The sequence below is a fragment of the Shewanella sp. T24-MNA-CIBAN-0130 genome, assembly GCF_040310185.1.
Lineage (GTDB): Bacteria > Pseudomonadota > Gammaproteobacteria > Enterobacterales > Shewanellaceae > Shewanella > Shewanella psychromarinicola.
The window spans coordinates 54,007-60,371 of the sequence record NZ_JBEOPP010000025.1; the positions used below are offsets into that span (position 1 = coordinate 54,007).

Consider the following 6,365-nt stretch of genomic DNA (forward strand, 5'->3'; position numbering starts at 1 on the left):
CGATTCGCACTACGCGATTAATCTCTGTGACCTGTGGGAACTACACTAATGAATAACCACATCCAACAATCACACGTCGGCGTTATCGGCCTTGGTGTTATGGGCAAGAACCTCGCATTAAACATTGCTGACAACGGCTACCATGTTGCAGTTTTCGATTTAGATACTCCAAAAGTCAACGCAGCTGTGGCTCAAGAAGAAAATGAGCGTAAAGCGGGTACGGCACCGCGCATGCAAGCTTGTAATAATCTTACAGAAATGCTTGCTAATTTAGTTGAGCCTCGAGTCATTGTATTATCTGTGCCTGCAGGAGCGCCTGTTGACGGAGTCTGTAAATCGTTAATCGAAGCTGGTATTGAAGCCAATGATATCGTTATTGATACGGGTAATAGTCTTTGGACTGACACAGTAGAGCGAGAGTCTCGCTATAAAGAACAGTTTATCTTTTTCAGTTCGGCTGTTTCAGGTGGTGAGGTTGGCGCGCGTTTTGGCCCTTCATTAATGCCCAGTGGCGATGAAAAAGCATGGCGTTATGTTGAACCTATTTGGAAAGCGATTGCCGCTAAAGTTGATTCAACCACTGGTTTACCTATAGAACGTTTTGAGCCGGGTAATCCGGTCACCGAAGGTGAGCCTTGTACTGCGTATATAGGTCCTGCAGGTTCTGGTCATTACGTTAAAATGGTTCATAACGGCATTGAATATGCGGATATGCAGCTTATTTGCGAAGCTTATCAATTGCTTAGTGATGGTTTAGGCATGTCAGCTCATGATGTCGGTGACATTTTCAATGGCTGGAATAAAGGTATTCTTAACAGTTACCTTATGGGCATTAGCGCTGAAGTCTTGCAACAAGCCGATCCGCTAACGGGTAAGCCATTAGTTGAAATGATCCTTGATAAAGCAGGTCAAAAAGGCACTGGTTTATGGACGGCAGTGAGCAGCTTGCAAATTGGTTGTCCGGCGCCAACGATTGCAGAAGCGGTATATGCTCGTGCTGTCAGTACTCAAAAAAACTTGCGTATGCAGCTAAGCACAACGCTAGCGGGTCCAGCTCCCGTTAGTTTTAGTGGTGCAGAGAAAACGGAATTTATTGCCAATCTTGAAGATGCTTTATATTGCGCTAAAGTCTGTTGTTATGCTCAAGGATTTGAGCTCATGGCGATGACAGCAAAAGAGCAAAATTGGGCTTTAGATTTTGCTGAAATAGCTAAAATATGGCGTGCAGGCTGTATTATTCGCGCGACGTTTTTGCAATCAATTACTAAGGCTTATCAAGAAGATGTAAGCCTTACAAACTTATTGATGGCCGATACCTTTAGTCAAACCTTGTCACAGAAGCAGCTTAACTGGCGTAAAACCGTTGCGGCCGCTGTTATGCAAGGCATTCCAGCACCATGTATTAGTTCGGCGATTGCATATTATGACAGTTACCGCAGTGAAACGTTACCAGCGAACTTACTACAAGGCCAACGTGATTTTTTCGGCTCGCACACTTTTGAACGTACTGATAAGCCAGCGGGTGAGAAATACCATTTAGATTGGAGTGCGAAGCAGCGTACTTTATCTAAAGTGTAATGACCTTCACACTTTAAAAAGGCGCCTGATTTTACAATGAGGCGCCTTTTTAATTATTCAGGACGTTAAGTGATAGATGACATTTAACAAATAGGACATTCAGGTTAGTGAAAAGTACAATCCAACGCTAAACAGCACGCTGAAAATCATAGTTAATTTAGCGGTTTGTCCCAATATCGGATTCAATGCTTCACCAGAATTCTCGTGAAATTCGCGGCTGAGATTACGCGCAATGATTAACGAGGCTCCCGATAACAATACCGGTAATCCATCCAATGAACCTAATAAAAATCCCGCGATAATGATACCAAAAGGTAAGTAGACAAAACTTTGATATAGCACTTTAGCCTGTGCTTCTCCTATTCTCACCGCAAGGGTGTTTTTACCTGCTTTGGTGTCGGTTGAAATATCTCTAGTGTTATTGACCAGCATGATGGCAGCATTAAAAAAGCCAATGGCACAACCGAGTAACCATGCTGTTATGGTGGTAGTTCCTGCTTGTAAATAGTAACTGCCAACAACGGCCACTAAACCAAAAAAAACAAATGCTGCTATTTCGCCTAATCCATGTGAGGCAAGTGGATAGGGACCGCCGCTATAACATAACGCGCCTAAAATAGAGGCTGCAGCAAGAATGGCAATAGGCCATCCTCCGTGAAGTATTAATAATGAACCGACTAATAATGATGTGATCAAGCAGCCTATCATGGCATTTCGAACTGATGAGGGCGCTAGGATACCACTTTGAGTCACTCTTACAGGTCCGATACGCTCTTCGGTGTCAATGCCATTTTTAAAGTCAAAGTAGTCATTAGCGAGATTAACTGAAATTTGTAATAATACGGCACATAGCATTGAGGTAAACGCGATGAGTAAGCTAAAGTGTTCGAGTCCAATTGCCAGCATGTTTCCGATTAATAATGGACCAATTGCCGCAGGGAGCGTTCGAGGACGAATAGCAATAAACCATGATTGCATTGAGCTAGGTTGCATAATATTGTGAAACGCAGTGTTGATTAGTCATGTTAATAGCATACCAAAAATTCAATTACGGTGCAGATATGAATCTTTGCGTTGCATCACTCTTTTGCGATTTGTCATAAGATAGCTGAAATACAACAATTACCATAGAATAAGCTAGAAAACATAAGCTTAACTAAGGTAACCTTAACGTTAATCCATGTCGTAAAGAAGGTGTTATGAGTCAGGTATTAAACGATTTATTGTCATTGTTGTCACTTGAGCAAATTGAATTAGGCTTGTTTCGTGGTCAGAGTCAAGATTTAGGCTTCGGGCATGTGTTTGGGGGCCAAGTGATGGGACAAGCGTTAAGTGCTGCAAAACAAACGGTTAGCGAAGATCGCCATGCACATTCTTTGCATTCATACTTTTTGCGTGCCGGTGATGAAAAGTTACCGATAATTTATGATGTTGAAAATATGCGTGATGGAGGCAGTTTTAGTGCGCGTAGTGTGAAGGCTATTCAGAAAGGTCGACCCATTTTTTACATGATATGTTCGTTCCAAACAGTCGAAGAAGGCTTTGAACATCAAGATCTCATGCCTGATGTGCCAGGACCTGAAGGTTTATTGAATCAGCAAGAACTCGCGATGACCATGCGTGATAAAGTACCTGCGAAAATGCTCGAAAAATTTATGGCAGATTCTCCGATTGAAATGCGTTTAGTTCACCCCGTTCATCCTATTGCGCCAAGTGCCACAGAGCCTAAACGGTATGTATGGTTGCGTGCCAATGGAAAAATCCCATCAGACCACAGCATTCAAGAATATTTATTAGCTTATGCATCGGATTTTAATTTTTTAATGACGGCAACTCAACCGCACGGTGTGTCATTTTTAACCCCAGGTATGCGTATGGCCACCATTGATCATGCTATGTGGTTTCATCGTCCATTTAATATGGGAGAATGGCTCCTATACTGTATTGATAGCCCTAATGCTGGCGGTGGACGTGGATTTGTGAAAGGGCAGTTTTTTGATCAGCGAGGACGTCTTGTGGCTTCTGCCACACAGGAAGGTTTACTCAGAATGACCAAGTAGGACGCTAATATGATAATAATTAACAAAGGCATACAATTAGCGGTTGTCGCTTTGATTGCTATGATGTTACATGGATGTACGACAATCGAGCCTGAAAAACCCATTATTGTTAATGGTTATGCAGGATATGCAGAAAAAATTACCTTGCCAAAGGGTTGTAAAATCAATATTGCATTAATTGATTTCAATACCCCAGGGGCCATAATTGCTCAAAAAAACTTTGATATTGCCAGAGTGCCTGTTCCGTTTAAATTTAGCTTACCAGCAGGGCTAATTAGTCGTGGTGTCGATTATGGTGTGGTGGCGATGATCACTTACCAAGGTAATGCGATTTTTCAGACCTATGATAAGTTCCGTGTGATCAACAACGGTCAATTTACCACTCAAGTGTTAATGAAACGCGTTAAATAGCCGCTTCGTAACCTTGCTCACAAACTCTTATCCCCGCCATTGATTAATATACTCGGCGGGTAATAATCTTTTTCCTGCCCTATTTTGTTGTTTAGGTGGTCTATGACAGAGTTTACGCCAACGTTGCGCTCCCATGCTGAAACGCGCCTCATTTGGGCGTTGTGCTTAGCTTCTATGGTGATTTACATTAACTTGTACACATTGCAAGGTATGCTGCCGTCTATTGCGGAGCATTTTGATGTGTCGGGCGCACAAGCCACGTTAGTGTTGTCTGTGACTAGCTTTACCTTAGCTTTCTCGTTACTTTTCTATGCTTTGTTATCCGATAGAATTGGACGCTTAGCGCCCATTGTTATGAGTTTATGGTTGCTGGCAGCATCAAATATTTTATTGGTTTTTGCACAAAGCTTTGATGCTTTAGTGTGGGTTAGATTACTGCAAGGGATATTATTAGCAGCAGTGCCTGCTATTTCAATGGCCTATTTTAAAGAGCAGTTAGATCCAGTTTTTATGCTTAAAGCGGCTGCTGTGTACATAATGGCAAACAGCATTGGTGGCATTGCGGGTCGATTATTGGGGGGGTTAATGGCCCAATATTTATCGTGGCAATCTTCAATGGGATTAATTTTTATTGTGACATTCATGGGGGTTGCGTTTGTTACATACTTATTGCCACGTAGGGAGATTAAACCTTCTGTTATAAAGGAAAAAATTAATTGGCGCCGCAAAGCCAAACAAGATTTTAATGGTTTTATGTTCCATTTATCTGACACTCAAATGCGTTTGGCTTATATAATTGGCGGATTAGCATTTATGATGATGGTTAATCAGTTTAGCTTTATTCAGTTACATATTATGGCCGAACCTTATGGACTCAGTCGTTTTCAAGCCACATTAATCTTTCTATGCTACCTGAGTGGCACCTTTGCTGCTTGGCTGTCGGCTAAATGGATTGTACGATATGGGTCAATGCCGTTATTTAGAGTGGCATTATGCTTAATGGTTGCAGGCACATTATTAACCTTGGTGGATACCTTGACTGCGATTGTGGTCGGATTTTTGATTACCGCTTGCGGTTTTTTCTTAACTCATAGCTGCTGTAATTCGTTTGTGGCTATTCGTGCCACGAGTCACCGTGCTAAAGCGACGTCGTTGTATTTATGTTGCTATTATCTTGGTGCATCTTTAGGTGGGCCATATTTAATGTTGTTTTGGCATAAAGCTGAATGGAATGGCGTGGTAGTGGGCTCTATGAGTCTTTTGGTGTTGCTCCTAGTTACTATTTGGCGCTTAGGGAAACACCAAAAGCAAGTTATTGATGTTTCCGAAGTAGATTAACTCTCAATAAAGTCGTAAGCGCCATTTTTTGAGCGTCTACGACCATAGCCATATCACCAGACCGGTTAATAGTACCACTGGCAATTCAACGTCTTGTTGTTTCTGTTGTTGCAATAAACTCAAACCATCGAGTTGCGGCATATTAATATCATATATAGCAATGCCCAGCCAATTAGCGGTAAGTTAAAAATACTTTAACAACTTACTCACCGGGTAAACGCTGTTCTCTCAATTCTTCAAACTTAAGTGCTATTTGTTCTTTTGGCGTGCTTTCGGCCACGAGATGCGAAAAAGTAATTTCTATAGTGTCAGCAAAAACATTAAAACTCGCCGCGAAAACTGAAGCAATAGTTACTAGCTTAGCCATTGACTTTAGTGGCGGTGTAAAAGGTGATTGTTGATTTTTTATGATAATTAGCTTCCTTTTTTTAGGGTTATATTTTCCTTAAGGAGCTGACTTGCTCTAGAACAAGTACGCCATAAATACTTATGAGGATAGATAATAAGAAGCAAGCATCTGGCCGTATGTTATTAATATGTAACTAATTGAGGTGTAATAGCTTTAATTTATATAGCTATGTGGGAAGTTATTTTGTGTGAGGATTGTCACGCAGCGAGAGATGGTCATGGTTGGAAAGTCATACGTTAGCGTTGATGGTGATGTTATAGGGTAGTGGTGGCTGAACAATATGAGTTTAAATGGATTAAATAAAGAGAATTATCAGGTAATAAAAAACCACCCGAAGGTGGTTTTTTATTAATGTCATATACTGAATATGCATTAGTTACCAAATATTTGGTGGAGCTACACGGGATCGAACCGTGGACCTCTTCACTGCCAGCGAAGCGCTCTCCCAGCTGAGCTATAGCCCCAAATTCTAGCTAATATAACTAAAATTTGAATATGGTATCCCATAGGGGATTCGAACCCCTGTTACCGCCGTGAAAGGGCGGTGTCCTAGGCCTCTAGACGAATGG

At 41.6% G+C, this 6,365-nt stretch carries 6 protein-coding genes, 1 tRNA gene and 1 pseudogene; 4 read left to right on the plus strand and 4 right to left on the minus strand.

Annotation, left to right across the window (positions count from 1 at the left end):
• The first annotated feature begins 48 nt into the window (after nt 1–48).
• Nucleotides 49–1,578 carry an NADP-dependent phosphogluconate dehydrogenase gene (gnd, locus tag AAEZ02_RS11730; RefSeq protein ID WP_124693481.1) on the plus strand — a complete coding sequence of 510 codons (1,530 nt, stop codon included), beginning with the start codon at nt 49–51 and terminating at the stop codon, nt 1,576–1,578.
• 99 nt (nt 1,579–1,677) lie between these two features.
• On the opposite strand, the gene AAEZ02_RS11735 is transcribed toward gnd, so the two are convergent.
• The gene (locus tag AAEZ02_RS11735) at nt 1,678–2,571 is read right to left on the minus strand and encodes a 1,4-dihydroxy-2-naphthoate polyprenyltransferase (RefSeq protein ID WP_267898620.1); all 894 of its coding nucleotides are present in this window, start codon (nt 2,569–2,571) and stop codon (nt 1,678–1,680) included.
• A gap of 206 nt (nt 2,572–2,777) precedes the next feature.
• Here AAEZ02_RS11735 and tesB point away from each other — a divergent pair, with 206 nt between their 5' ends.
• From tesB to AAEZ02_RS11750, 3 genes are all read left to right on the plus strand, one after another.
• Nucleotides 2,778–3,638: an acyl-CoA thioesterase II gene (gene tesB / locus AAEZ02_RS11740; RefSeq protein WP_124013928.1), complete on the plus strand. Its 861-nt coding sequence runs from the start codon at nt 2,778–2,780 to the stop codon at nt 3,636–3,638.
• Nucleotides 3,639–3,647: 9 nt separating this feature from the next.
• Nucleotides 3,648–4,049, plus strand: coding sequence for a YbaY family lipoprotein (locus tag AAEZ02_RS11745; RefSeq protein ID WP_101030200.1), 402 nt, complete (start codon nt 3,648–3,650; stop codon nt 4,047–4,049).
• 102 nt (nt 4,050–4,151) lie between these two features.
• Entirely contained in the window at nt 4,152–5,387 is a 1,236-nt protein-coding gene (locus tag AAEZ02_RS11750; protein ID WP_351078562.1) for an MFS transporter, read from the plus strand.
• A gap of 2 nt (nt 5,388–5,389) precedes the next feature.
• On the opposite strand, the pseudogene AAEZ02_RS11755 reads toward AAEZ02_RS11750, so the two are convergent.
• The 3 genes and pseudogenes from AAEZ02_RS11755 to AAEZ02_RS11765 form a co-directional block, all read right to left on the minus strand.
• A pseudogene (locus AAEZ02_RS11755) lies at nt 5,390–5,570 on the minus strand (response regulator); the annotation flags it as partial.
• A gap of 19 nt (nt 5,571–5,589) precedes the next feature.
• Entirely contained in the window at nt 5,590–5,754 is a 165-nt protein-coding gene (locus AAEZ02_RS11760) for a hypothetical protein (RefSeq protein ID WP_206191876.1), read from the minus strand.
• Between the two features lie 430 nt (nt 5,755–6,184).
• Nucleotides 6,185–6,260 (minus strand) — tRNA-Ala (locus AAEZ02_RS11765).
• Between the last annotated feature and the right edge of the window lie 105 nt (nt 6,261–6,365).

Bases quoted from the DNA above. Each gene is read 5' to 3' on its own strand.
- gnd (WP_124693481.1), top strand. From the start codon at position 49: ATGAATAACCACATCCAACAATCACACGTCGGCGTTATCGGCCTTGGT.
- AAEZ02_RS11735 (WP_267898620.1), bottom strand. From the start codon at position 2,571: ATGCAACCTAGCTCAATGCAATCATGGTTTATTGCTATTCGTCCTCGA.
- tesB (WP_124013928.1), top strand. From the start codon at position 2,778: ATGAGTCAGGTATTAAACGATTTATTGTCATTGTTGTCACTTGAGCAA.
- AAEZ02_RS11745 (WP_101030200.1), top strand. From the start codon at position 3,648: ATGATAATAATTAACAAAGGCATACAATTAGCGGTTGTCGCTTTGATT.
- AAEZ02_RS11750 (WP_351078562.1), top strand. From the start codon at position 4,152: ATGACAGAGTTTACGCCAACGTTGCGCTCCCATGCTGAAACGCGCCTC.
- AAEZ02_RS11760 (WP_206191876.1), bottom strand. From the start codon at position 5,754: ATGGCTAAGCTAGTAACTATTGCTTCAGTTTTCGCGGCGAGTTTTAAT.